We start from the raw sequence: 23,470 nt of genomic DNA, 5'->3' as shown, positions 1-23,470 counted from the left end.
TTGTTAAAACAAGGTAATAATGTGCAGTTACATTTTTCCTAGTATTGATTGAACCCTTATGTCGCATATTTCTGTATTACTTCATGAAACTGTTGATGCCTTGTTGGCAGACCGCAATACAGGAATTTATGTCGATGGGACCTTTGGTCGCGGCGGTCATACCCGTTTATTACTGTCTAAGTTAGATGAAAATGCCCGTGTTTATGCCTTTGATAAAGATCCGCAAGCCTTGCAGACGGCAGCGGTATTGGAACAGGAAGATTCACGCTTTAAGATTATTCATGCCAGCTTTGCCGATTTAAAACAGGAACTGGAAGCGCTGGGCATCGACCAGGTGGATGGGGTGATGGCAGATTTAGGCGTGTCATCTCCACAACTGGACCAGGCGGAGCGTGGCTTTAGTTTTATGAAAGATGGGCCACTGGATATGCGCATGGATAACTCCCAAGGTCCAACGGCAGCTGAGTGGCTGGTAGATATTGAAGAAGAAGCCCTGGCGAATATTATTTTCCAGTATGGCGAAGAGCGTTATAGTCGCCGTATTGCCAAAGCCATTAAGGCAGCCGGTTATATTGAAACCACGGCTCAACTGGCTGAAATTGTCAAAGTTGCCCATCCTAAATGGGAAAAAAATAAACATGCTGCAACCCGAACTTTTCAGGCGATTCGTATTGCCATTAATAAAGAATTAGAAGATATTGAAGCTTTCTTGCCACAGGCTGTGGAAGTTTTAAAACCCGAGGGACGTTTGGCGGTCATCAGTTTCCATTCACTGGAAGACCGTCTGATTAAACAATTTATTCAAAAAGAATCGACTTTAGCGGAAGATACCGGTTGGGGATTGCCACAAAAACGGGAAGATACCCGTCGTTTAAAGAAGATTTCCCGAGTCCGTGCCAGTGAAGAAGAGGTCAAAGCCAACCCTCGTTCTCGCAGTGCATGGCTTAGAGTTGCAGAGCGCTTAGCTTCAAAAGGCGAATAATGAAAACTGAAGTTGTTGAAAAGAAAACCGACAAAAAGCCGATGAAAAAACTCATCAGCTATATCGTTTTGCTGCTGCTGGTCTTTCTTAGCGCAATTATGGTGGTATTCCAGGTATTTGAATATCGTCATGATTATCGCGAGTTAAGTTCTTTTATGCGGGAAAGGGATGATCTGAATGCAGAGTGGGGGCGTTTGCTGATTGAGCAACAAACCTTTGGTGCGACGGCGCAAATTGGCACACGTGCGGTCACGCAATTGCGCATGTATTCACCTCCTGCGGCACAGACGGTTGTAATTTCTTTACCAATGACTTCAGACGATAAAAAATAAGGCTAGCTGTAATTATGGTGGACAAGAGAACAAGTCAGGCAACACGCAAAAAGCAGCAGCCGATTACCGAGAAAAATGCCCTCAGCGTAGATATGTGGCGTTTTTACCTGATGTGGGGCGTGGTTCTACTGTGCTTTCTGGCCTTGGTGGGCCGTGCATTTTATGTACAGGTGATCAATAAGGACTTTTTGCAAAACAAGGCCAATGCCAATATTTTGCGAACTGAAAAAATCAAGGCGATGCGTGGCGTCATTTATGACCGCCATGGGGTGCCTTTGGCCATCAGTACGCCGGTCATGAAGGTGGTGATTGATCCGCGCGACTATTTTGAAACCAAAAAACTGTTTGACGAGATTACTGCCGAACTGGCTAAAGATCCTCATAACCGCAAACTGAAACGTCAGTTACCGGATAAAAACCTGAATCTGGATGAACTTGCCGATGCAGTGGGTATCGACCGTGCCGAGCTGAAAAAGAAAATGAATGAGCGTCCGCGTTCACGTTATCTGGTCCTGCAAAAAGAAATTCCACCCCAGCAAGCGGAGCTGATTGCCAAACGTGAATTCCAGGGCGTTTATACCGAAAAGAACTATAAGCGTTATTATCCGCAGCCGCAGCCGAATGCCCAGATTATTGGTTTGACCAACAGTGAAGGCGTAGGGATTGAAGGTCTGGAGATGCAGCTGAATAAGGCTTTGTCTGGCCATGATGGCGAACAGCAGATTGTGCGGGATAAAAAGGGCAACCGTTTTAAAGACCCTGAAATTATCAAGGAAGTTGAAGCTGGGGAAAATATCACCTTAAGTATTGATTCACGGCTGCAATATATTCTGTACCGCGAATTGACCGCTGCCGGTGTGGCGAATAATGCCCGTTCTGCTACAGCCATTGCTGTGGATGTCAAAACCGGTGAGATTCTGGCCATGACCAGCTGGCCGTCTTATAACCCCAACGACAAAAAAAGTTTAGCCAATAAAGACGCTATGCGTAACCGCGGTGCAGTGGACTCATTTGAGCCGGGTTCGACCATGAAGCCGCTAACGGTGGCGATGGCGCTGGAAAGTGGCAAATATACCGCGAACTCTATCGTGAATACTTCACCGGGCAGTATGCGTATTGGTAACCATACCATCCGCGATACGCATAACTATGGCGCACTGACGCTGGGCGGCATCATCCAGAAATCATCCAACGTTGGGGTGGCAAAAATTGCCTTGTCACTGCCTTATGCCACCTTGCCGACATTCTATAAACGTGTGGGTATGGGGCAGCGTTCTGCGGTGAAATTTCCGGGTGAAAGTGCGGGCCTGATTTTGCCGCCAAGCAAATGGAATGTCTCGGAAGTGGGCACCATGGCCTATGGTTATGGCCTGAATGCGACTGTGCTACAAATTGCCGATGCCTATGCCATGATTGCCAATAAAGGCGTGAAGATGCCTTTAAGCCTGTACAAACTGGATCAGCCACCGAAGGGTGAGCAAATTGTCGATGCAAAAATTGCCGAACAGGTTTTGTTGATGATGGAAGCGGTGACCTTGCCGGGTGGAACGGCACAGCAGGCCAATATTCCGGGTTATCGTGTCGCAGGTAAGACCGGTACCGCGCATAAGTTACGTGCGGACCGCAAGGGTTATTCAGACAGTGAATACCGTGCGCTGTTTGCCGGCATGGCACCGGTCAGTGATCCGCGCCTGGCGATGGTCGTTGTGGTAGAAAATCCGAAAGGGCAATATTACGGCGGTCTGGTGGCAGCGCCAGTATTTGCACGTGTGATGCAGGAATCCTTACGTTTGATGAACGTACCTTTAGATAAACCTTTAGATACTCCCAAAATCCAGTAACAGGTGATGAATGTCGATTACATTTCAAGATCTCTACAGCACTGAGAAAACCACTGGATGGATGAGCAAGCCATTCGCTGGCTTTAGTTTAGATAGTCGTAAAGTTGAAGCAGGGCAAATTTTTATTGCCCTGACTAGTTTTTCTCAGCCTGAAAAAACCTTGCAGTTTGCACAGTCGGCTTTGGCACGGGGTGCCTTGGCCGTGGTCAGCGAAACGGATTTGGGTCTGGAAAATAGTATTGTCGTGCCGAATGTCCGTCATTTAATGGGGCAGTGGCAAAAGCAATATTTACAGGCGACCCAAGCTGTAAATGCTGCGCGCATTATTGCCGTGACAGGAACCAATGGTAAAACTACCATTTCGCGTTTAATTGCTGAACTGTTGATGTTGCAAGGCAAGCAATGTGCCGTGATGGGAACCACCGGGAACGGTATTTTGCCGAATCTGGAAGCCTCTACGCATACCACGCTGGATGCCTTGCAGCTGCAAAATGCTTTGCATGGCTATGCGCAGGCCGGTGCTGAATTTGCAGCGATTGAAGCCAGCTCGCACGGTCTGGAACAGGGCCGTTTGAACGGATGCGATATTGAAATTGCGGCGTATAGTAACTTGAGTCGCGATCATCTGGATTATCACGGTACGCTTGAAGCCTATGCTGAAGCCAAGTCGCGATTATTTAAATTTTCCAGTTTGAAAGTGGCCATTATCAATATTGATGATGAGCATGCGCAGGTAATGATTGAGGCTGCGCAATCAAATCCGGCCCGACCGAAAATTTTCACTTATTCAATCACTCAAGCAGCTGACTATCGGGTTGAAAATATTCAATATAGTTTAAATGGTGCATGCTTTAAACTGGTCACCGCGGATGGTGAATTTGACGTAAATAGCCCGTTACTGGGTCATTTTAACGTAGAAAATCTTGTGGCGAGCCTGATTGCTGCAGAGCAGGCAGGTTTCAAGCTGACCGATTTGATTGCTGTGGCACCGAAGCTGCAAGGTGCGCCGGGTCGTATGCAGGTGATCCGTGATGGTGAGCGTCTGTTTGTGGTCGATTATGCACATACGCCAGATGCCCTGATTCAGGTATTGACCACCTTAAAACGCCATGTAGCGAAAAATTTATGGGCAGTCTTTGGCTGTGGTGGCGACCGTGACCGGGGCAAGCGTCCGCTAATGACCCAAGCTGCTCTGGATCATGCCGATGTAGCGCTGATCACTTCTGACAATCCGCGTACCGAAGACCCGGAACAGATTTTTGCCGACATGAAAGCCGGCATTGATTTTTCAGCGCATCGCGTGCATGAAATTCATGACCGCCGTGAAGCGATTAAATTTGCAGTGAAGCAGGCTCAGGCAGGTGACATTGTGGTTATTGCCGGAAAGGGGCATGAAAACTATCAGGAAATTGATGGCGTACGTCATTGGTTTGATGATGTGGTTGAAGTGCAGGCGGCCATTGATGCACAACACCACACCCCAGATTCAGCTTATCCTGCACAATAGGAAACCATCATGCATACATCAACTACCAGTACAGTGCCTTTGGAACCGTGGACAGCAGTACAACTGGCTGAAGCCACTCAGGGTTACTGGTTGAATGAGAAAGTGCCTCAAGGCGCAATCAAACGGATTTTGACCGATTCACGCTTTGCGGAAAAAGGCGATGCATTTCTTGCCCTGCAAGGCGAACGTTTTGATGCGCATGACTTTGTTGCCCAAGTGGCAGGTAAGGGCTGTGAAATCGCAATTGTCAGCCATCCGGTAGATGCCGATATCTGCCAGCTTGTGGTTGAAGACACCCGTCTGGCATTGGGGCATCTCGGGGCTTATCGCCGTGCGCAAAACTCACAGTTGAAAGTGATCGCCCTGACCGGCAGTAGCGGTAAGACCACCACCAAGGAAATGCTCGGCAGTATCTTGTCGCGTCTGGCACCAACCCTCATTACCCGTGGCAACCTGAATAATGATTTGGGCGTGCCAATGATGTTGCTTGAGCTGCGTGCTGAGCACCAATATGCAGTGATGGAATTGGGCGCCAGCCATCAGGGTGAAATTGATTACACCTCAAATCTGGTGCAACCGCATGTGGCCGGGATTATCAACATCGGTACGGCGCATTTGGGTGAATTTGGCGGGCGTGAAGGCATCTGTCGGGCAAAATCGGAAATTTATGCGCACATTGCCTCCACAGGCACTTCAATTGTTCCCGCTGCCGATGATTTTGCCGAAGCCATCCGTCAGGCTGTACAGACTGAAAAAGTCTTGAGTTTCGGACAGGGGGGAGATGTTTTTGCCACAGATATCGAGTTGCATGCCCAATCTTCCAGCTTTACTTTAAATACCCCTCAAGGTGTGCGTCAGATTAACCTGCCATTTGCCGGTGAACACAATGTGCAGAATGCCACAGCGGCAGCTGCTTTTGCGCTCGCGATCGGTGTTGCGCTGGATGATATTGTGACAGGTCTGGAGCAGGCGAAAGGTGCCAAAGGTCGTCTGAACTTCATTCATACTGCGAAACATCTGTTTATTGACGATACTTACAATGCCAATCCGACGTCCATGCGCGCTGCAGCCGAAGTGCTGGCGCAGCAGGAAGGCGTCAAAGTGATGGTGATTGGCGATATTGGCGAGTTGGGTGCAAGTGCTGCACAGCAACACTATATGCTGGGTCGTGATCTGGTTTCGGTGCCGGGAGTTCACTTCGTGGTTGCCGTTGGGGAATTCGCACCAGCTACCCAAGAAGGGGCACGCAGCACCCAGTATGGCAAAAAACTGCAGGCCTTCCTGACCCAGGCACAAGCCCTTCCTTTTTTACTTAGTTTAATTGAAACACATCAACCTCAATCCATGAGTTTCCTGTTTAAAGGTTCTCGCTATACCCACATGGAAACATTGATGGCTGATTTGATGGAGAAACTTTAATGCTGTTATGGCTATTTGAACATTTGGCGGGCTTTGACAGCACGTTTCAGGTGGTTCGTTATTTAACATTACGTGCGCTGCTCAGTGTTTTAACCGCATTGACCATTGGACTGGTTTTGGGTCCGGTGATGATCCGTAAGCTCCAGGCTTTAAAATACGGACAGGCAGTGAGTTCTTTTGCTCCTGAAAATCATGCCAAAAAAATGGGAACCCCGACCATGGGCGGGATTCTGGTCCTGCTGTCGATTGGTATTTCCACCCTGTTGTGGGCCGATTTATCCAATCCTTATGTCTGGATTGTATTGGGCGTGATGGTGATTTTTGGTGCCGTCGGCTGGGCGGATGACTGGATCAAGGTACGCTATAAAGACAATGCCGGTCTGCCTGCACGGAAAAAATTCTTCTGGACTTCGGTTGCTTCTTTGGGTGCCGGTATTGCCCTGTATGTGATTGCTACCCAGCAGGCCAATCCTGTGCATACCAGCAATATGCTGGACCTGCTGATTCCCTTCTTTAAAAATCTGACCATTCCGTTATCCGCTATTCCTTTAGGGATTGGTTTTATTATCTTTACCTATCTGGTGATTAACGGGGCATCCAATGCGGTGAACCTGACCGATGGTCTGGATGGTCTGGCGATCATGCCGATTGTGCTGGTTGCTGCAGGTTTGGGCGTATTTGCCTATCTGGCCGGAGATGTCCGTTTTGCCAATTATCTGCATATTCCTTATGTCAAATATTCCTCTGAACTGGTGGTGATCTGTGCCGCGATGATTGGTGCCGGTTTGGCCTTTCTTTGGTATAACGCGCATCCCGCACAAGTATTCATGGGCGATGTCGGGGCTTTATCCTTAGGCGCAATGCTGGGTACCATTGCAGTGATGGTTCGTCAGGAAATCGTCTTTGCGATTATGGGCGGGGTATTTGTGGTAGAAGCCATTTCAGTGTTCCTGCAAATTGGTTCCCTGCGTATGCGTAACAAGCGTGTCTTCCTGATGGCACCGCTACATCATCATTACGAGAAAAAAGGCTGGCGTGAAACCCAGGTAGTGATTCGTTTCTGGATTATTACGATTATGCTGGTAGTTTTAGGCTTAATGACCTTAAAATTGCGTTAAGCAAATATTCGAAAAAAAAGCCGGCATTTGCTCCCACATCTGCCGGCTTTTTTTTATCGCCTGATTTCAGGCACTGGAGAAAAATATGAATCTGCTGATGTGTCCTGTCTGTCATGAAGCATTGCAACTGACGGGAAAAACATGGCACTGTGTCAACAACCACAGTTATGACGTCGCCAAACAGGGCTATGTGAACCTGCATGTAGTGCAGCATAAGCACAGTAAGAATCCGGGCGATACACCTGAATCGGTACAGGCGCGTCGAGCATTTTTAAGTGCCGGTTTCTATGCGCCTTTACAGCAGGCAGTGGTTAAAAAAATTCGCGATTTACGCATCGAAAACCTGCTGGATATTGGTTGTGGTGAAGGCTATTACACCAATGCCATGCAGGCGGAAGTGCTGCAATGTGTCGGCGTGGATATTGCAAAAAATGCCGTACAGGTCGCAGCTAAGCTGAATAAAAATATGACTTGGGTGGTAGGAACCGGAGCCACCTTGCCGGTACTGGATGCGTCAATTGATTTATGTACCAGTCTGTTTAGTCCGATTCCCAAACAGGAAATATTACGGGTACTGAAACCGCATGCCTATTTGATGGTGGTCACGCCTGCAACAGAGCATTTATATGCCATGCGTGAGGCACTTTTTGAAGAGGTGAATCCGCACGAACCGTATAAATTTGTCGCCCAGCTGGAAGACGCTTTTGAACTGGTAGAAGAAAGTGTGGTGGATGCACCTTTTATTTTGCAACAGGAAGATTTAAAGCATCTGATTGCCATGACGCCTTATGCCTATAAAGCCAAGCCAGAACGTCGTCAGGCTCTGGAACAGAAAGACCAGTTTGAGTTAAAAGCCCAATTCCAGATTTATCTATTTAAGAAGAAAGCTTAAAATTAAGTGCAGCAAAAAGCCCTCATTCGAGGGCTTTTTGCTGTGTTATTCAAATACATCAATCAGATTATCCAGGGCATCCGGCTTGTTGTTCTGTCTTTGCATATCTGGCGGGTTGGCATTTTCCGGAACCAGGATTTCTTCTCCCGGAAGATCGTCAAAGTCGCGCTCCGGTGCCCGTACTGGAGCCACGGGTGCCGGACGATACAATGGACGAGCCAAAGGCGGAGAGGAACGATCTGTCTGGACTGGCTCGCCTACAGTAATCGTCTGGTTACGATTGGCCGGGGCTTTGGCATTTTTGTCGAGACGTACCCAGGCTGCCGGCGTACCTTTTAAGGCGTTGCCCATAAAGTTGGTCCAGATTGGCAGTGCGGCAACACCCCCATATTCACGGCGACCTAGCGTGGTCGGCTGGTCAAAACCGACCCAGGCAACCGTCACCAGTTTGCCATTAAAGCCTGCAAACCAGGCATCTTTAGCGTCATTGGTGGTCCCGGTCTTGCCGCCAATATCATCACGGCCAATTCTGAGTGCGGCACGTCCGGTACCATGTTGAATCACATCACGTAAAATATTGGCCATGTCATAAGCAGAGCTTGATTTTAAGACACGCTGTGCCTGGCGGTACTGGCTTTTTGCTTCATCCAGTTCAAGCTGAGCCAGTTCTTTTTCCTCTGGCAGCATCTGATTGGTGACGTGAATCACTTCATCATCCGGGGTAAGCGGTTCTGCAGATACCGTTTCTTCATCATTTTGGTTGATGCAGGAAATGCAGGCATAGTCCGGATTGCTTTGGTAAATCACTTTGCCATAGGCATCTTCAATACGGTCAATAAAATGCGGCTGAATGCGGTAACCGCCATTGGCGAAAGTGGCATAGCCTGTCGCCATCTGGATCGGAAGAACTTGAGGTGTACCTAAGGCAATGGTGTAATTTCGCGGGATCTGATTTTCATGCAAACCGAAATCCATCAGTAATTGCCGGGTACGTTCAATGCCTACCGTTTGCAGCAGGCGAACCGATACCGTATTTCGTGATAAATACAAGGCACGACGTAAAGGAATCATGCCCAGATAACGGCCATCGGAATTTTTCGGTGACCATTTGCCAATCGTGATCGGGCTGTCATTGACCATGCTGTAGGGGGTCATGCCGCGCTCAAGTGCCAAGGCATAGACAAAGGGTTTGATGGTAGAACCCGGTTGGCGCCAGCCTTGTAGAGCACGGTTAAATTTGGACTGATAAAAATTATATCCACCGACAATCGCTTCAATTGCGCCATTGTTGGGGTTTAATGCAATCAGCTGGCCTTGAACTTTAGGAATCTGTACCAGTGCCCAAGAGGTTTTATTGTCGTTCGGGCGTAATCGGATAATATCGTTTACTTTCACGATTTGTGAAGCAGTGCGTGGAGCAGGGCCAACGCTGTTGGCATTTCTGTAAGGAGATGCCCAGGACATGCCTGACCAGGGTACAGTCACGGTAGAGCCATCCTGCATCAAGGCTTCAAAAGTGTTTTTCTCAACTTTAATCACCTTGGCAGGATAGGTATTTGCATAAGGGGTGAAATCGCTCAGTGGTTTGTCATGTGCTTCAGCACCTCTCCAGCCATGTCGGCGGTCATAGGCTTCCAGGCCTTCCTGTACGGACTGTTCTGCGAAGGCCTGACGTTGGCTATTGATCGTGGTATAAACTTTATAGCCAGAATCAATTGCTTGTTCACCAAACTTTTCCACCAATTCTGAACGGACCATTTCGCCGACATAGGGATATTTATTATTGATGCCACGGTCTGGCATATCGAGGTTAACCGGTTCAGCAATAGCCTGTTTATACTGAGCCTGATTGATGTAACCCAACTGCAGCATGCGACCCAGAATCCAGTTGCGGCGTTCTAAGGCACGGGTAGGGTTAACCACTGGATTGTATTTTGAAGGTGCTTTGGGCAGGCCTGCAATCATGGCCATTTGAGCAATACTGAGCTGATCCAGATTTTTGTTGTAGTAAATTTTTGCAGCTGCAGCAATCCCGTAAGCATTCTTACCCAAGAAGATTTTATTCACATATAAGGTGAGAATTTCTTCCTTGGTCAGGTTCTGTTCAATTTTACGTGCCAGGAAAATTTCAGTCAGTTTGCGTTTTAGCGTACGTTCAGGCGTTAAATAATAGTTTTTTGCCACTTGCATGGTAATGGTGGACCCACCGGTTTGCACGTTTGAACCGGTGATGGTTTCACTCACCGCGCGGCCTAAACCTTTAAAACTAATGCCGCTATGTTCAAAGAAGGATGAATCTTCTGCCGCAAGAAAGGCAGAGATAAAAGGTTTGGGAATCTGTTTGTATTCCACCGGAACGGATAATTTCCCGCCATACTCGGCAATCAGCTCATTATCAGCACTATATACTTGTAAAGGTTTTAATAACGGTGCCTTTTTTAAGGTGGTCATTTTGGGTAGGGATGGGGCAATATAGAGATACATGCCATAAAATCCCATAGGAATTGAGACCAAAACTATAATTATGATCAAAAAAAATGGATGAACATGGCCCGAACGTGATAGCTTTTTCATAACAAGTAAGTTTTAATAAGAGCTAATGGCAAACTAATTGGCGGTCAGTATAGCCTTTACACATACAGATTGTTAGATGAGTTATTGTATCTGTATAAAATTATGGACCATCACTGATTAGTAGGTTACTTTTATTGGGGATAAAAAAATAATAGGAATTATATTGTGCTCAGGTTATATCGTAAGCCGAATAAGGGGTTAGTAGGAGTAGATATTAGTTCTACTTCTGTTAAATTGTTGGAACTTTCTGTTAAGGGCGGTAACAGGTATTGGGTCGAAAGCTATGCGCTGGTGCCTTTACCTGAAGGTAGTGTTGTTGAAAAAAATATTTTAAATCCGGAGGCAGTGGGTGATGCGCTAGAGCGGGCACTCAATCTTGCCAATACCCAATCCACAGCTGCATCCCTTGCAATTCCAACTTCACTGGTGATTACTAAAACCATTGAAATGGATGCGGATATGACGGACGACGAACGTGAAGTCCAGATCCGTATGGATGCAGAGCAATATATTCCGTTTCCTCTGGATGAAGCCAGTCTGGATTTTGAAGTATTGCCGGATCGTTTAGCCAATCCGAATCGCGTGAATGTACTGCTGGTTGCAACGCGTCTTGAAAATGTAGAAGCCCGTGCTGAAGTACTGGAGCTGGCTAACCTGACCCCAAAAATTGCAGATGTTGAAAGTTTTGCGATAGAAAATGCCTATAAAGTATTTTCCGATACTTTGCCTATGGGTGTGAATACGGTCGGTATTTTAGATATTGGTCATACCATGACGACCTTATCTGTCATGCAAAATAATAAAGTGATTTATACACGAGAGCAGGTGTTTGGTGGTAAACAGCTGACTCAGGAAATTCAAAATCGTTATGGCTTGTCTTTTGAAGAAGCGGGTCGTGCCAAGAAAACCCGTTCATTACCGGATGACTATGATGTTGAAGTCTTAGAGCCTTTCTTGGAAGCTGTGGTTCAACAAGCGGCAAGATCGTTACAGTTCTTCTTCTCATCTTCACAGTTTAATGAGATTGACCACATTTTATTGGCTGGGGGAAATGCCAATATTCCAGGGCTCGCGAAATTACTACAACAAAAACTGGGTTATCGCGTCACGATTGCCAACCCATTTTTACAAATGGGGTTTTCTCCACAAATCGATATTAAAAAAATAGAGAACGATGCTTCCTCGCTCATGGTGGCATGTGGTTTGGCATTGAGGAGTTTTGATTAATGGCAAGAATTAACTTACTTCCTTGGCGTGATGAGCTAAGAGAAAAACGAAAAAAAGAATTTATCGCCATTTGTATTGGGGCGGCATTCATTGGTGCTTTGGCGGTTACATCATCATGGTTTTATTATGATCATAAACTTGAAGACCAGGAACAGGCCAATCAGCTGATTACCAGTACCAACCAGAATCTTGATGTGCAATTAAAATCTTTAGAAGGTTTGGAAGCGCAGCGCAATGCCATTGTTGAGCGCATGAAGCTGATTCAGGGTCTGCAAGGGCAACGTCCGATTGCAGTACGTCTGATTGATGAACTGGTACGGGTTACACCAGGTAATTTGTATATTACCAAATTTGTGCGTACTGGCGACAAATTCACCATTGAAGGCAGAGCTGAAAGTCCAAATACCGTTGCAGAGTTTTTGCGTAATCTGGAGGCATCTGCCTGGTATCGCAACGCTTTTATGAATTCTTTTTTAGCGGTTGAAGAACAAAAAGATAAAGCACCAAGTTCAGTGATTCCGCGTATTGAAGAAGGTTATGGTTCATTTGTGGTGACTGCTGACTTGGATGAAATCGCGCAGCCTGCGGCACCAGAAGCACAACAACAAGCACAATCCAATACAGCGAATTCAACCGTGGAGGCAGCCAAATGAGTCTCGATGAACTTGATGAATTAAATCCAAATGAAGCTGTGGTCCCTAAAAAGAAAATGACGCTGGATAAGTTCCTTCAGCAGTTCAATACTTTAGATCCAAATAATTATGGCAGTTGGCCGTTATCCGTCAAAATCACCTGCTGGATTGCGATTGTGCTGGCAATAGGCGTTCTTGGTTATTTTTTAACAATTAAAAGTAAATTGGAAGATATTTCCAATGCTGCTGCTCAAGAGCAAAACCTGCTCAATGAATTTCGTGAAAAAGATTCCAAGCTTCGTAATTTGCAGTTGTTGCAAGCGCAGTTGCAGGAAATGGAAGCGAATTTTAACCAGCAATTGGAGCAACTGCCTAAAGAAACTGAAATTCCAGGACTGGTTGAGGATATCAACGTTACTGGTGTAAATTCTGGCTTGAAATTCAAAAATATCCGTTTAGAAAATGAAATAAAACAAGAGTTCTTTATTGAACAGCCAATTGCGATTGAAGCAACCGGTGACTATCATGCTTTTGGTTCTTTTGTGAGTGGAATTGCTGCACTGCCACGTATTGTGACTTTGCATGATTTTGAAATTACGGCGTCGGAAAATAAAGAGAAAAAATCTGATATTCCTCAAGTGAATTATAACGTTAAAGCAAAAACATATCGTTATATTGGTGCTGCTGATGCTCAAGCGGCAGAAACGCAAGCTGCAGGGACTAACTCAACTGCTGCGGCTGGAGGGACACAGTAATGAAAATGCAAAAAATCTCTCTAAGTCTGATGCTGGGTGTGTTACTGGTCGGTTGTGATTCGCGTATTGATGCCGTGAATGAACAAATGGCCAATATTCGCAATCAACCTCCATTGCCGATTGAACCTGCACCGGTTTTTCCACCTGTACCGACATTTGATTATGCGGCGCACCAGCTTAAAAGTCCTTTTTTACCGAGTTCACTGGCTGCTGAATTAAAAATTATGTCAGGAAAACGTGTCTATCCTAATTTATCCCGTCAATTGCAACCTTTAGAAAGTTATGCAATTGAATCGTTGAATATGAAGGGAAGTATGCGTAACCAGTCTGGGCAGATCCTGGCATTGATTCAGACCCCGGATGGTGAAATTGAGCGAATCCAGCGCGGCAGTTATATGGGTATGAATCATGGTCGTGTGATCAATATTACGCCTACACAGATTGATCTCGTGGAAATTGTTCCAGATGGGCGAGAAGGATACGTAGAACGTCCAAGAAGTCTAGTATTACTTGGACCAGCGCCTTAAGTTTAAAAGGAATAAAAATGAATAATAGTTTTAAAGATTTTATATTTGGGGATGGCAATACAATGAACCATTTGTTTCGTCAATTTTCTATGGGTGCTGTTGCGATTGCGATCATGCAGGTTGCAAATGCACAAGTGAGTATGACCAATATTGTGCCAATGCAGATTGCAGGCCAAGGTACAGAAATCCGTGTCATGTTTAATGGTTTGCCACCACAACCGCAGGCTTACCAGCTAGAGCAGCCATCACGCTTAATTCTTGATTTTGATAAAGCACAACAAAATTTAAAACAAAATAGTATCCCGGTTGCAACGAAAGAAGCCACTTCCGTCGATGTGAGTTCTGATGCCCAACGTTCACGTTTAACCGTGAATTTGGCTGATGCAGGTGCTTTTACCACGCGTGTTGAAGGCAATACTTTTATTTTAAAAATTAATTCCGCGGCTGCGAATGCATTTGCATCTCAGCAAGTTGCTGTCCAAAAAACTGCGCAAGGTATTTCCAATATTGGTTTCCAGCGCGGCAGTCAGGGTGAAGGCCAAATTGTTGTAGATTTATTAGGAAGCAATACTCCGGTAGATGTACAACAACAAGGCAGTAAAGTGGTGGTGCGAACTTTAGGCAATAAAGTTCCAGCACACTTGGCACGTCGTTTGAATGTGAATGATTTCGCAACCCCCGTATCTACGGTCGATGCTACCAATGATGGTGGCAATGGCGTGATCACGATTCAGACTTCTGGTAGTTATGAATATATGGCTTATCAGACGGATAACAAACTGACCATCAGCTTAAAACGACCTGAAGATAAAAATCCATTAAAACCTAAGGCGGCAAATGCTTATACAGGTAAAAAGATTTCACTAGATTTCCAGGACATTGAAGTACGTCGTGTACTGCAATTGCTGGCAGATTTTACCGGCATCAATATGGTGACTGCAGATAGTGTTCAAGGCAATATTACCCTGCGTTTAAAAGATGTTCCATGGGATCAGGCTCTTGATATCATTTTAAAAACCAAAAATCTGGATAAGCGCCGTAATGGAAATGTAATCTGGATTGCGCCGGTATCGGAACTGATTAAGGCGGAAGAGGAAGAGGCCAAGGCACTGGCGCAAAGTGTGAAATTGGCGCCAATACAGACCGAGTATATGCAACTTAGCTATGCAAAGGTTGCTGATATTGAAAAACTGATTACACAAACTAAATCTTCAAATAATTCTAATTCTGGTAATGGTAACAACAATTCTAGTGAAAGTTTGTTAAGCTCACGTGGAACCATATCTGCTGATATACGTACCAATACACTGATTATTAACGATGCTGCACAGAATATTGATAAAGTTCGGAAAATGGTTGACCTGCTCGATATTCCGGTCAAGCAAGTAATGGTTGAAGCCCGAATTGTTCGTGCTTCCACAGAGTTTAGTAAAGAAATGGGCGTAAAGTGGGGGATCTTGTCACAGGGCATCAATCAGAATAGTGATTTACTGGTCGGCGGTAGTGATACAACTTTATGGGATTTAAAAAAACCGGATGATGACGGTAAATATACGATTCAACGTCCACAGAACTTGAATGTGGATTTAGGTGTAACCAGTCAAGGTGCGAGTCGTATTGCTTTTGGTCTAATCAGTTTGTCTGATTTTATGCTGGATTTGGAACTCTCAGCCTTACAAGCAGATGGTTATGGGGAAGTGATTTCCACTCCTAAAGTCTTAACCGCAGATAAGCAGGTGGCTAAAGTTTCATCTGGTACACAGATTCCATATCAATCATCAGAAGGTGGTGGTACAAATGCAGTTTCAACCACTGAATTTATTGATGCTGTACTGAGCTTAGATGTAACACCAAGTATTACACCTGACGGTAAAGTTCAAATGCTACTCAACATTACTAGCGATACTCCAGGAAACCCAACACCTACCGGTCAATTGACGATTAATAAAAATCAAATTAATACCAATGTTTTGGTTAATAATGGAGAAACTGTGGTACTTGGTGGTATTTTTGAGCAAGAAACGCGTAATGCCCAAACCAAAGTACCATTCTTGGGTGATATTCCTTACGTAGGCCGATTATTCCGTAAAGATTTGAAGTCGGACAATAAGCGAGAGCTATTGATTTTTGTTACACCGCGAATTGTTAATGACAGTGTTTCAAGAAATCATTAATATATTTTGAATTTAACAAAATAAATAGGTGACTCCTTGCCAAGCAATGAGTTTGAAACCCTGCCAAATGTCTATTTGGTAGGGCCAATGGGGGCTGGGAAAACAACTGTTGGTCGTCATTTAGCGGAACTGTTGGGACGAGAGTTTCTTGATAGCGATCAGGAAATTGAGCGTAAAACAGGTGCGACAATTCCTTGGATTTTTGAAAAAGAAGGTGAAAAGGGATTTCGTAACCGTGAAACAATGGTGATTGATGAACTCACTGCCCGTTCACATCTGGTTGTTGCAACCGGTGGTGGGGCAGTAACCCAGTTGCCTAATCGCGAATTCTTAAAACAGCGCGGAATCGTTGTTTACCTCTATACTCCTGTCGAAATTCAATTACAGCGCACTTATCGGGATAAAAACCGTCCATTACTGCAAGTTGAAAATCCTGAGCAAAAGTTACGTGATTTATTGGCAGTTCGTGATCCTTTGTATCGTGAAATTGCAGATTACATTATTGAAACAAATCAGGGTGCTGCTCGGGATTTAGCGCAAAAAATCTTACATATGATTGTTTCTCAAGAAACAAAGCTAGTCTAATTAACGGTTTTAATTTCATGCAAACTTTACATGTTGAACTTGGTGATCGCCGCTATCCTATTTTTATTGGCAGTGATTTAGATCCTCAATCCTTACTTGAGCCGTATATTCGCGGAAAACAGGTCATGGTGGTCACCAATACCACGGTTGCGCCTTTGTATCTGGAACATTACGTGACGGCAATCGAGCATTTGGGAAAAACAGTCGCAACATGTATTTTGCCTGATGGTGAACAATATAAAAATATTGAACACTTGAACCTGATTTTTGATGCTTTACTGCAAGCCGGATTTAACCGTGATGCCACGGTACTTGCATTGGGCGGTGGGGTGATTGGAGATATGGCCGGTTTTGCATCTGCCTGTTTCCAGCGCGGTGTTTATTTTATTCAGGTGCCGACGACGCTTCTGTCGCAAGTGGATTCCAGCGTGGGCGGAAAAACCGGGATCAATCATCCACTCGGTAAAAACATGATCGGGGCTTTTCAGCAACCGCAAGTGGTACTGGCGGATATGTCACAGCTTTCGACTTTACCAGACCGCGAGTTATCTGCAGGTCTGGCAGAAGTGATTAAATATGCCCTGTTGGGCGATCAGGATTTTCTGATCTGGCTTGAGCAAAATATGGAAGGTCTGGTTGCGCGAGATTCAGATCTACTCGCTGAAGCCGTATATCGTTCCTGTGCCCATAAAGCACGCATTGTTGCCAATGATGAAAAAGAACAGGGCGAGCGTGCCTTGCTGAATTTGGGTCATACTTTTGGTCATGCGATTGAATCCTACCTGGGTTATGGGGTTTGGCTGCATGGCGAAGCTGTGGCCACCGGTATGGTGATGGCGGCTGATTTGTCACAACGGATGGGCTGGATTTCACTCGAAGATCTGGAACGTACAAAAAAAATCATTCAGCGGGCTCATTTGCCAGTAAAATGCCCAGCTATTCCACTGCAAGAGTTCCTTGCCTATATGGCGCACGATAAAAAAGTGCTGAATGGACAGTTGCGTCTGGTCCTGATGAAATCGCTCGGGCAGGCCGTGATTAGCAAAGAATTTGATGTGGAATTGATGAAACAGGCGATTTTAGCGAATCAAGAAAAGGCATAAGTCATGGCAACCCTCCGTACACAATGGCAACGCATTCAAAACTATATTTGGCTGGTGTGTGGATTGGTGTGTCTGTTTGCAGCACTTGTTTTTTGGGCGATAACTGACAGTGATGCTTTGGTTGAGGTGGAAAAGTCTGCTGAAACTGCATCTGAACTACAAATTCAACCGGAAAAGGTGGCTGCAACCAGCCTGCTAGGTGCACTTCAGGAAGAGGTGCGTCCTTTGGAAATGACCACACGGGTGGTGACTACGGGAAGTTATGAGCCGGAATTTCGTGGTAGCAAATTTATTAATGATAATAAAAATGCAAGCACCATCGAATTATTCCGGACAACTAAAGATGACGTGATCCGCAGTTTTTTAAAAAAACAATCTGACCGCAAGAACTTTTTTTATATACGCCTGAGTGGTGAGAACCAGATAGAACAATATGTACTTCTTTATGGCGTATATCGAAATCAAGATGAAGCAAAACGTGTGCTAGAACAATTAGCGTTCCCATTGCCCAAGACTGTTCAGCCTAAAGTGCAGGATATTGAAAATTATGTTTCTTTAGTGAATGACATGGGTGCGGATGAAATGGGCACCAACAATAAGCTGTATGCGGTGAATCTCAGATCTGTACCCTTGCCAAAAGTGGATGAAAGCATGTTGCCTAAGCCTAAGCCTAAGCCAAGTGTAGCGGAGACGGATCCTGCAAATGCAACCACGACAACCACAGTAACCCGACGTGATGAGCAAGGCAATGTTGTAGATGTCCAGCAATCCCATTCAGGTGTTGGGGCTGCACCGAAACAAAGCGGAAACAGAATTCCCGAACAAGAAATTAATGACCCATTTAATTGAAAATATAGTTCTAAAATAGAGCAATTTGAGTTATAAAATTATTTATATGCACAGATATAGTGCGAAATATGTTTCTTGAAAATTACTCTAAAGTTAATGAAATTTTAATATTTCTATATTTAAAACATTTAGCACTCTAATTTTTAAATTGGCATATTTTTTGCTTTATTGGTGCATGAATTGAGTTAATGTCCCTGTTTTGGCGCGAAAAGATTCAATGAGTGTGCGAAATTGTCAAATTTACCTGCTTTAAAAGAGTGCGTAAACGAAGCAAAACATTTTTTGCAATTCATCCATGTACAAAGATTAAAATCAGACTATCTTAGACAGGATGAAGAAGTTTTGCTCAATATTGATCTTGATGTGAGTGAATTGGACTAAATCGCAAAGAAGATATTTGATTGTTAGATGCCCGCTTTATGGGCCATGTTGAAAGAAGGGTACGCTATGCACATGCCATCGCCTAATACTGTAGCTCCCGCTCAAGGTTTATACCAACCGGATGAGTTTAAAGATAACTGTGGTTTCGGTTTAATCGCCCATATGCAGGGTGATGCAAGCCATGATCTCGTCAAGACCGCTATGCACAGCCTTAGCTGCATGACACACCGTGGTGGTATTGCCGCAGATGGTAAGACAGGGGATGGTTGTGGTCTGCTTTTGGCAATGCCGAAAAAATTCTTCCGTGAAGAAGCCAAAAAACTCAGTGATATCACTTTAAGTGAAATTTTTGCTGTCGGTACCGTATTTTTAAATGTAGACCCGGCAATTGCTGCACATTCTAAACAAGTACTGACCAAAGAAATTGAATCTGAAGGTCTTAAAGTTCTCGCTTGGCGTGTTGTTCCAACCAATAATGATGCGCTTGGTGAAATTGCAATGCAGTCTTTGCCTGCATTTGAACAGATTATTGTCAATTGCCCAATGGGTGTGACTGAGGTTGAGTTTAACCGTAAATTGTTCCTGGCACGTCGTCGTGCAGAGCAGCAGTTAAGCAATGATCCATCGTTTTATGTAACGACTTTGTGTTCTACAGTGATCAGCTATAAAGGCCTGATGATGCCTGCAGCGATTGCTGATTTCTATACCGATTTGGCGGATGAACGCCTGGAATCTCATATTGTGGTGTTCCATCAACGTTTCTCTACCAACACTTTACCACGTTGGCCATTGGCACAGCCGTTCCGTTACCTGGCGCATAATGGTGAAATCAACACCATTACTGCAAACCGTAACTGGGCGATGGCGCGTACACCAAAATTCGAAAACCCGTTATTGCCAGGTTTAACCGATCTTAACCCGATTGTGAACCGTACCGGTTCAGACTCTTCAAGCCTGGATAACATGCTTGAGATTCTTGTCGGTGGCGGTATGGACTTGTTCCGCGCACTGCGTATGCTGGTTCCACCGGCTTGGCAAAACGTTGAAACTTTAGATGCTGACCTGCGTGCATTCTATGAATTCAACTCCAAGCATATGGAAGCTTGGGATGGTCCGGCAGGCCTGGTGATTCAAGATGGTCGTCATGCCATCTGTATGCTGGATCGTAATGGCTTGCGTCCTGCACGTTGGGTCATCACTAAAAATGGTTATATCACGCTGGCATCAGAAATTGGTGTTTGGGGTTATGAGCCTGAAGATGTCATTTCTAAGGGACGTGTAGGCCCGGGTCAGATTTTGGTGATTGATACCTTAACCGGCAAAATGCTGGACACCAAAGATGTCAGCAACCATTTGAAAAAAATGCGTCCTTACCGTGAATGGTTACGTGAAAACTCTGTGCGTGTTCAAGGTAGCCCAGAGCTTGAAGAATATTTATGTGATCAGGGCTTGAAAGGCGATGAGCTAAAAGCATCACAAAAAATGTTCATGGTGACTTTTGAAGAGCGTGACCAGTTGCTTCGTCCAATCGCAGAAAGCGGTCAGGAAGCTGTAGGTTCAATGGGTGATGATACGCCAATGGCGGTATTGTCTCGCCAAGTACGCCATGTATCAGATTACTTCCGTCAACAGTTTGCTCAGGTCACCAATCCGCCAATCGATCCATTGCGTGAATCGATCGTCATGTCTTTAGAGACTTGCTTGGGTCGCGAGCAAAACGTATTTGAACAGAGTCCTGAACATGCAGACCGTCTGATCATTTCCAGCCCAGTGCTTTCAAATTCGAAAATGCATCAGATTCGTACCCTGGGTCGTAAAGGTTATGAAATTGCTGACATCGACCTGAACTATGCAGAAAATGAAGGTCTGGAATCGGCAATTGCACGTATTTGTGAAGAGTCTGCTCAAGCGATTCGTGACGGCAAAACCTTACTGGTACTTTCCGACAAGAAAATCCGTCAAGGTTTCTTGCCAGCCAATGCGCTTATGGCAACAGGTGCGGTGCATCACCACCTGATCAATGTCGGTCTGCGTACCGATGCCAACATTATCGTTGAAACCGGTCTGGCGCGTGATCCGCATCAATTTGCAGTGATCTTGGGCTTTGGTGCTACTGCAATCTATCCTTACCTGGCTTATGACGTCATCAATGACCTGATTGCCAAAGGCGAATTGTTGGGTGATCCGATTCATGCACAGGCGAACTTCCGTAAAGGGATTGAGAAAGGCTTGTTGAAAGTCCTGTCTAAAATGGGTATTTCAACAGTTGCCTCTTACCGTGGTGGCCAGTTGTTCGAAGCCGTTGGTCTATCTGACGAAGTGGTCAATAAATGCTTCACAGGTGTACCAAGCCGTATTAAGGGTGCTACTTTTGCCGACCTTGAAAATGACCTGAAAAAACTGGCTGATACTGCGTGGAAATCACGTAAGCCAATCGATCAGGGTGGTATGCTGAAATTCGTATTCGACAAGGAATATCATGCCTTTAACCCGGATGTGATCAATGCCCTGCATAAATCGGTTCGTTCAGGTGAATACGCTGACTTTAAAGAATATGCTGAATTGGTGAACAAACGTCCGGTTGCAACCATTCGTGACTTGTTGAAACTGAAAACAGATAATTCAATTCCACTGGATCAGGTGGAATCTGTAGAAGACATTCTGCCGCGTTTCGACTCTGCCGGGATGTCTTTGGGTGCATTGTCTCCTGAAGCGCACGAAGCGATTGCCATTGCCATGAATACCATTGGCGGTCGTTCCAACTCGGGTGAGGGCGGTGAAGATCCAGCACGTTATGGCACTATCCGTAACTCGAAAATCAAACAGATTGCCTCAGGCCGTTTTGGTGTAACCCCTGCGTATCTGACTTCGGCAGAAGTCTTGCAGATTAAAGTGGCGCAAGGTGCAAAACCGGGTGAAGGCGGTCAGTTACCGGGTGGTAAGGTAAATGGCTTGATTGCACGATTACGTTACTCGGTTCCAGGTGTGACCCTGATTTCACCTCCACCGCACCATGACATCTACTCAATTGAAGATTTGTCACAATTGATTTTTGACTTGAAACAAGTCAACCCTCAGGCGATGGTGTCTGTGAAACTGGTATCTGAACCGGGTGTGGGAACCATTGCTGCAGGTGTTGCGAAAGCTTATGCCGATTTCATTACTATTTCCGGTTATGACGGCGGTACAGCGGCTTCTCCATTATCTTCAATTCACCATGCCGGTTCGCCATGGGAATTGGGTCTAAGTGAGGCGCATCAAGCCCTTCGCGTGAATGACCTGCGTGGTAAAGTCCGTGTACAAACTGACGGTGGTTTGAAAACAGGTCTGGATGTCGTGAAAGCGGCAATTTTAGGTGCAGAAAGCTTTGGCTTTGGTTCAACGCCAATGATTGCATTGGGTTGTAAATACCTGCGTATCTGTCACTTGAACAACTGTGCGACCGGTGTAGCAACTCAACAGGATCATTTACGTCAGAAACACTACATTGGTGAACCTGAAATGCTGATCAACTTCTTCCACTTCATTGCGGAAGAAACCCGTGAATGGTTGGCAGCGCTTGGTGTTGCAAGCCTGAAAGACTTGATCGGCCGTACCGATCTGCTGGAAATGTTGCCAGGTGAAACTGAAAAACATGCGCACCTGGACTTGAGCGCATTGCTTGAGTCACATCCTGCAGCTGAAGGCAAGGCGCAATATTGCCAGGTTGAAGGGAATGCGCCGTTTGACAAAGGTATTCTGGCTGAGAAAATGGTGGCAGAAATGTTGCCAGCGATTGAAGCGGGAATCAGCGGTGAATATAGCTTTACGATTGGTAACTGTGACCGTTCAATCGGTGCGCGTATCTCTGGTGAAATTGCACGCCGCTATGGCAACCTCAGCATGGAAGCGCATCCTGTTAAAGTCAATTTAACCGGTACTGCGGGTCAGTCTTTAGGTGTATGGAACGCTGGCGGTTTACATATTAAACTTGAAGGTGATGCCAACGATTATGTGGGTAAAGGTATGGCGGGTGGCCGCGTGTCTATCTTCCCGCCTAAAGGTTCGCCGTTCCAGACTCAGGAAACCGCAATCATTGGTAATACCTGCTTATATGGCGCGACTGGCGGTAAACTGTTTGCTGCAGGTACAGCCGGTGAGCGTTTCGCGGTACGTAACTCAGGTGCGTTTGCCGTGATTGAAGGTGCAGGCGATCACTGCTGTGAATATATGACTGGCGGTATTGTGACTGTACTGGGTAAAGTCGGCCATAACTTCGGTGCAGGTATGACCGGCGGTTTTGCTTATGTACTTGATCTGGATAACGACTTCGTTGACCATTACAACCATGAGTTGATTGAATTAAACCGTATTTCTACAGAGGCGATGGAAGAGCATCAAGAATTCTTGCTTCGCATCTTGGATGAGCATATTGCTGAGACAGGTAGTGCTTGGGCGTACAAGATCCGCAATGAGTTTGATTTTTACAGCCGTAAATTCTGGCTTGTAAAACCAAAAGCTGCTAATTTGCAAACGCTTTTGAAAACAACCAAAGCTGATCCACAATAATTCCACTACTGCAGATTGATAGGC

At 45.4% G+C, this 23,470-nt stretch carries 17 protein-coding genes; 16 read left to right on the top strand and 1 reads right to left on the bottom strand.

Annotation, left to right across the window (positions count from 1 at the left end):
• Positions 1-58 precede the first annotated feature (58 nt).
• From rsmH to H4I94_RS08345, 7 genes are all read left to right on the top strand, one after another.
• Positions 59-982, top strand: a complete 924-nt coding sequence (rsmH, locus tag H4I94_RS08375; RefSeq protein WP_092820215.1) for a 16S rRNA (cytosine(1402)-N(4))-methyltransferase RsmH — start codon at positions 59-61, stop codon at positions 980-982.
• Positions 982-1,314 (top strand): cell division protein FtsL, encoded by a 333-nt coding sequence (gene ftsL / locus H4I94_RS08370; RefSeq protein WP_131273127.1) that lies wholly within the window; start codon positions 982-984, stop codon positions 1,312-1,314. The genes rsmH and ftsL overlap by 1 nt, the downstream gene beginning before the upstream one ends.
• A gap of 14 nt (positions 1,315-1,328) precedes the next feature.
• Positions 1,329-3,155 carry a penicillin-binding protein PBP3 gene (ftsI, locus tag H4I94_RS08365; RefSeq protein WP_261182781.1) on the top strand — a complete coding sequence of 609 codons (1,827 nt, stop codon included), beginning with the start codon at positions 1,329-1,331 and terminating at the stop codon, positions 3,153-3,155.
• A gap of 10 nt (positions 3,156-3,165) precedes the next feature.
• Entirely contained in the window at positions 3,166-4,662 is a 1,497-nt protein-coding gene (locus tag H4I94_RS08360; RefSeq protein ID WP_261182780.1) for a UDP-N-acetylmuramoyl-L-alanyl-D-glutamate--2,6-diaminopimelate ligase, read from the top strand.
• 9 nt (positions 4,663-4,671) lie between these two features.
• Positions 4,672-6,081, top strand: a complete 1,410-nt coding sequence (gene murF, locus H4I94_RS08355; protein WP_261182779.1) for a UDP-N-acetylmuramoyl-tripeptide--D-alanyl-D-alanine ligase — start codon at positions 4,672-4,674, stop codon at positions 6,079-6,081.
• Complete coding sequence (mraY, locus tag H4I94_RS08350; RefSeq protein WP_166168573.1) at positions 6,081-7,199, top strand: phospho-N-acetylmuramoyl-pentapeptide-transferase; 1,119 nt, start codon at positions 6,081-6,083, stop codon at positions 7,197-7,199. Before murF ends, mraY begins: the two co-directional genes overlap by 1 nt.
• 85 nt (positions 7,200-7,284) lie before the next feature.
• Complete coding sequence (locus H4I94_RS08345) at positions 7,285-8,091, top strand: putative RNA methyltransferase (RefSeq protein ID WP_261182778.1); 807 nt, start codon at positions 7,285-7,287, stop codon at positions 8,089-8,091.
• 45 nt (positions 8,092-8,136) lie between these two features.
• Here H4I94_RS08345 and ponA read toward each other — a convergent pair whose 3' ends face one another.
• Positions 8,137-10,665 carry a penicillin-binding protein PBP1a gene (gene ponA, locus H4I94_RS08340; RefSeq protein WP_261182776.1) on the bottom strand — a complete coding sequence of 843 codons (2,529 nt, stop codon included), beginning with the start codon at positions 10,663-10,665 and terminating at the stop codon, positions 8,137-8,139.
• 165 nt (positions 10,666-10,830) lie between these two features.
• Here ponA and H4I94_RS08335 point away from each other — a divergent pair, with 165 nt between their 5' ends.
• The 9 genes from H4I94_RS08335 to gltB all read left to right on the top strand — a co-directional run bounded on the left by H4I94_RS08335 (position 10,831) and on the right by gltB (position 23,446).
• On the top strand, positions 10,831-11,892 hold the full coding sequence (locus tag H4I94_RS08335) for a pilus assembly protein PilM (RefSeq protein ID WP_092820207.1): 1,062 nt from the start codon (positions 10,831-10,833) through the stop codon (positions 11,890-11,892).
• Positions 11,892-12,545, top strand: coding sequence for a PilN domain-containing protein (locus H4I94_RS08330; protein ID WP_261182774.1), 654 nt, complete (start codon positions 11,892-11,894; stop codon positions 12,543-12,545). The genes H4I94_RS08335 and H4I94_RS08330 overlap by 1 nt, the downstream gene beginning before the upstream one ends.
• A complete protein-coding gene (locus H4I94_RS08325; RefSeq protein WP_261182773.1) occupies positions 12,542-13,279 on the top strand; it encodes a type 4a pilus biogenesis protein PilO in 738 nt (245 codons plus the stop codon). The genes H4I94_RS08330 and H4I94_RS08325 overlap by 4 nt, the downstream gene beginning before the upstream one ends.
• Positions 13,279-13,806, top strand: a complete 528-nt coding sequence (locus H4I94_RS08320) for a pilus assembly protein PilP (RefSeq protein WP_092820204.1) — start codon at positions 13,279-13,281, stop codon at positions 13,804-13,806. The genes H4I94_RS08325 and H4I94_RS08320 overlap by 1 nt, the downstream gene beginning before the upstream one ends.
• 62 nt (positions 13,807-13,868) lie before the next feature.
• Positions 13,869-15,980, top strand: a complete 2,112-nt coding sequence (gene pilQ, locus H4I94_RS08315; RefSeq protein ID WP_261182772.1) for a type IV pilus secretin PilQ family protein — start codon at positions 13,869-13,871, stop codon at positions 15,978-15,980.
• 36 nt (positions 15,981-16,016) lie between these two features.
• Positions 16,017-16,565: a shikimate kinase AroK gene (gene aroK, locus H4I94_RS08310; protein ID WP_261182771.1), complete on the top strand. Its 549-nt coding sequence runs from the start codon at positions 16,017-16,019 to the stop codon at positions 16,563-16,565.
• A 17-nt stretch (positions 16,566-16,582) separates the two neighbouring features.
• Positions 16,583-17,668 carry a 3-dehydroquinate synthase gene (gene aroB, locus H4I94_RS08305; protein ID WP_261182769.1) on the top strand — a complete coding sequence of 362 codons (1,086 nt, stop codon included), beginning with the start codon at positions 16,583-16,585 and terminating at the stop codon, positions 17,666-17,668.
• Positions 17,669-17,671: 3 nt separating this feature from the next.
• Positions 17,672-18,517 (top strand): hypothetical protein, encoded by an 846-nt coding sequence (locus tag H4I94_RS08300; protein ID WP_261182768.1) that lies wholly within the window; start codon positions 17,672-17,674, stop codon positions 18,515-18,517.
• Positions 18,518-18,970: 453 nt separating this feature from the next.
• Entirely contained in the window at positions 18,971-23,446 is a 4,476-nt protein-coding gene (gltB, locus tag H4I94_RS08295; RefSeq protein WP_261182807.1) for a glutamate synthase large subunit, read from the top strand.
• Positions 23,447-23,470 lie beyond the last annotated feature (24 nt).

It is taken from the genome of Acinetobacter sp. T_3_1, from assembly GCF_025377055.1.
GTDB lineage: Bacteria > Pseudomonadota > Gammaproteobacteria > Pseudomonadales > Moraxellaceae > Acinetobacter > Acinetobacter kookii.
The sequence above is the reverse complement of the archived record's forward strand: the minus strand, read 5'-3'. Positions and strand labels throughout refer to the sequence as shown.

What these genes read in the sequence shown, in the direction of transcription:
- H4I94_RS08360 (WP_261182780.1), top strand. Translation starts at nt 3,166, where the DNA reads ATGTCGATTACATTTCAAGATCTCTACAGCACTGAGAAAACCACTGGA.
- H4I94_RS08300 (WP_261182768.1), top strand. Translation starts at nt 17,672, where the DNA reads ATGGCAACCCTCCGTACACAATGGCAACGCATTCAAAACTATATTTGG.
- ftsL (WP_131273127.1), top strand. Translation starts at nt 982, where the DNA reads ATGAAAACTGAAGTTGTTGAAAAGAAAACCGACAAAAAGCCGATGAAA.
- rsmH (WP_092820215.1), top strand. Translation starts at nt 59, where the DNA reads ATGTCGCATATTTCTGTATTACTTCATGAAACTGTTGATGCCTTGTTG.
- pilQ (WP_261182772.1), top strand. Translation starts at nt 13,869, where the DNA reads ATGAACCATTTGTTTCGTCAATTTTCTATGGGTGCTGTTGCGATTGCG.
- aroB (WP_261182769.1), top strand. Translation starts at nt 16,583, where the DNA reads ATGCAAACTTTACATGTTGAACTTGGTGATCGCCGCTATCCTATTTTT.
- ponA (WP_261182776.1), bottom strand. Translation starts at nt 10,665, where the DNA reads ATGAAAAAGCTATCACGTTCGGGCCATGTTCATCCATTTTTTTTGATC.
- murF (WP_261182779.1), top strand. Translation starts at nt 4,672, where the DNA reads ATGCATACATCAACTACCAGTACAGTGCCTTTGGAACCGTGGACAGCA.
- H4I94_RS08345 (WP_261182778.1), top strand. Translation starts at nt 7,285, where the DNA reads ATGAATCTGCTGATGTGTCCTGTCTGTCATGAAGCATTGCAACTGACG.
- mraY (WP_166168573.1), top strand. Translation starts at nt 6,081, where the DNA reads ATGCTGTTATGGCTATTTGAACATTTGGCGGGCTTTGACAGCACGTTT.
- H4I94_RS08325 (WP_261182773.1), top strand. Translation starts at nt 12,542, where the DNA reads ATGAGTCTCGATGAACTTGATGAATTAAATCCAAATGAAGCTGTGGTC.
- H4I94_RS08330 (WP_261182774.1), top strand. Translation starts at nt 11,892, where the DNA reads ATGGCAAGAATTAACTTACTTCCTTGGCGTGATGAGCTAAGAGAAAAA.
- ftsI (WP_261182781.1), top strand. Translation starts at nt 1,329, where the DNA reads ATGGTGGACAAGAGAACAAGTCAGGCAACACGCAAAAAGCAGCAGCCG.
- H4I94_RS08320 (WP_092820204.1), top strand. Translation starts at nt 13,279, where the DNA reads ATGAAAATGCAAAAAATCTCTCTAAGTCTGATGCTGGGTGTGTTACTG.
- gltB (WP_261182807.1), top strand. Translation starts at nt 18,971, where the DNA reads ATGCCATCGCCTAATACTGTAGCTCCCGCTCAAGGTTTATACCAACCG.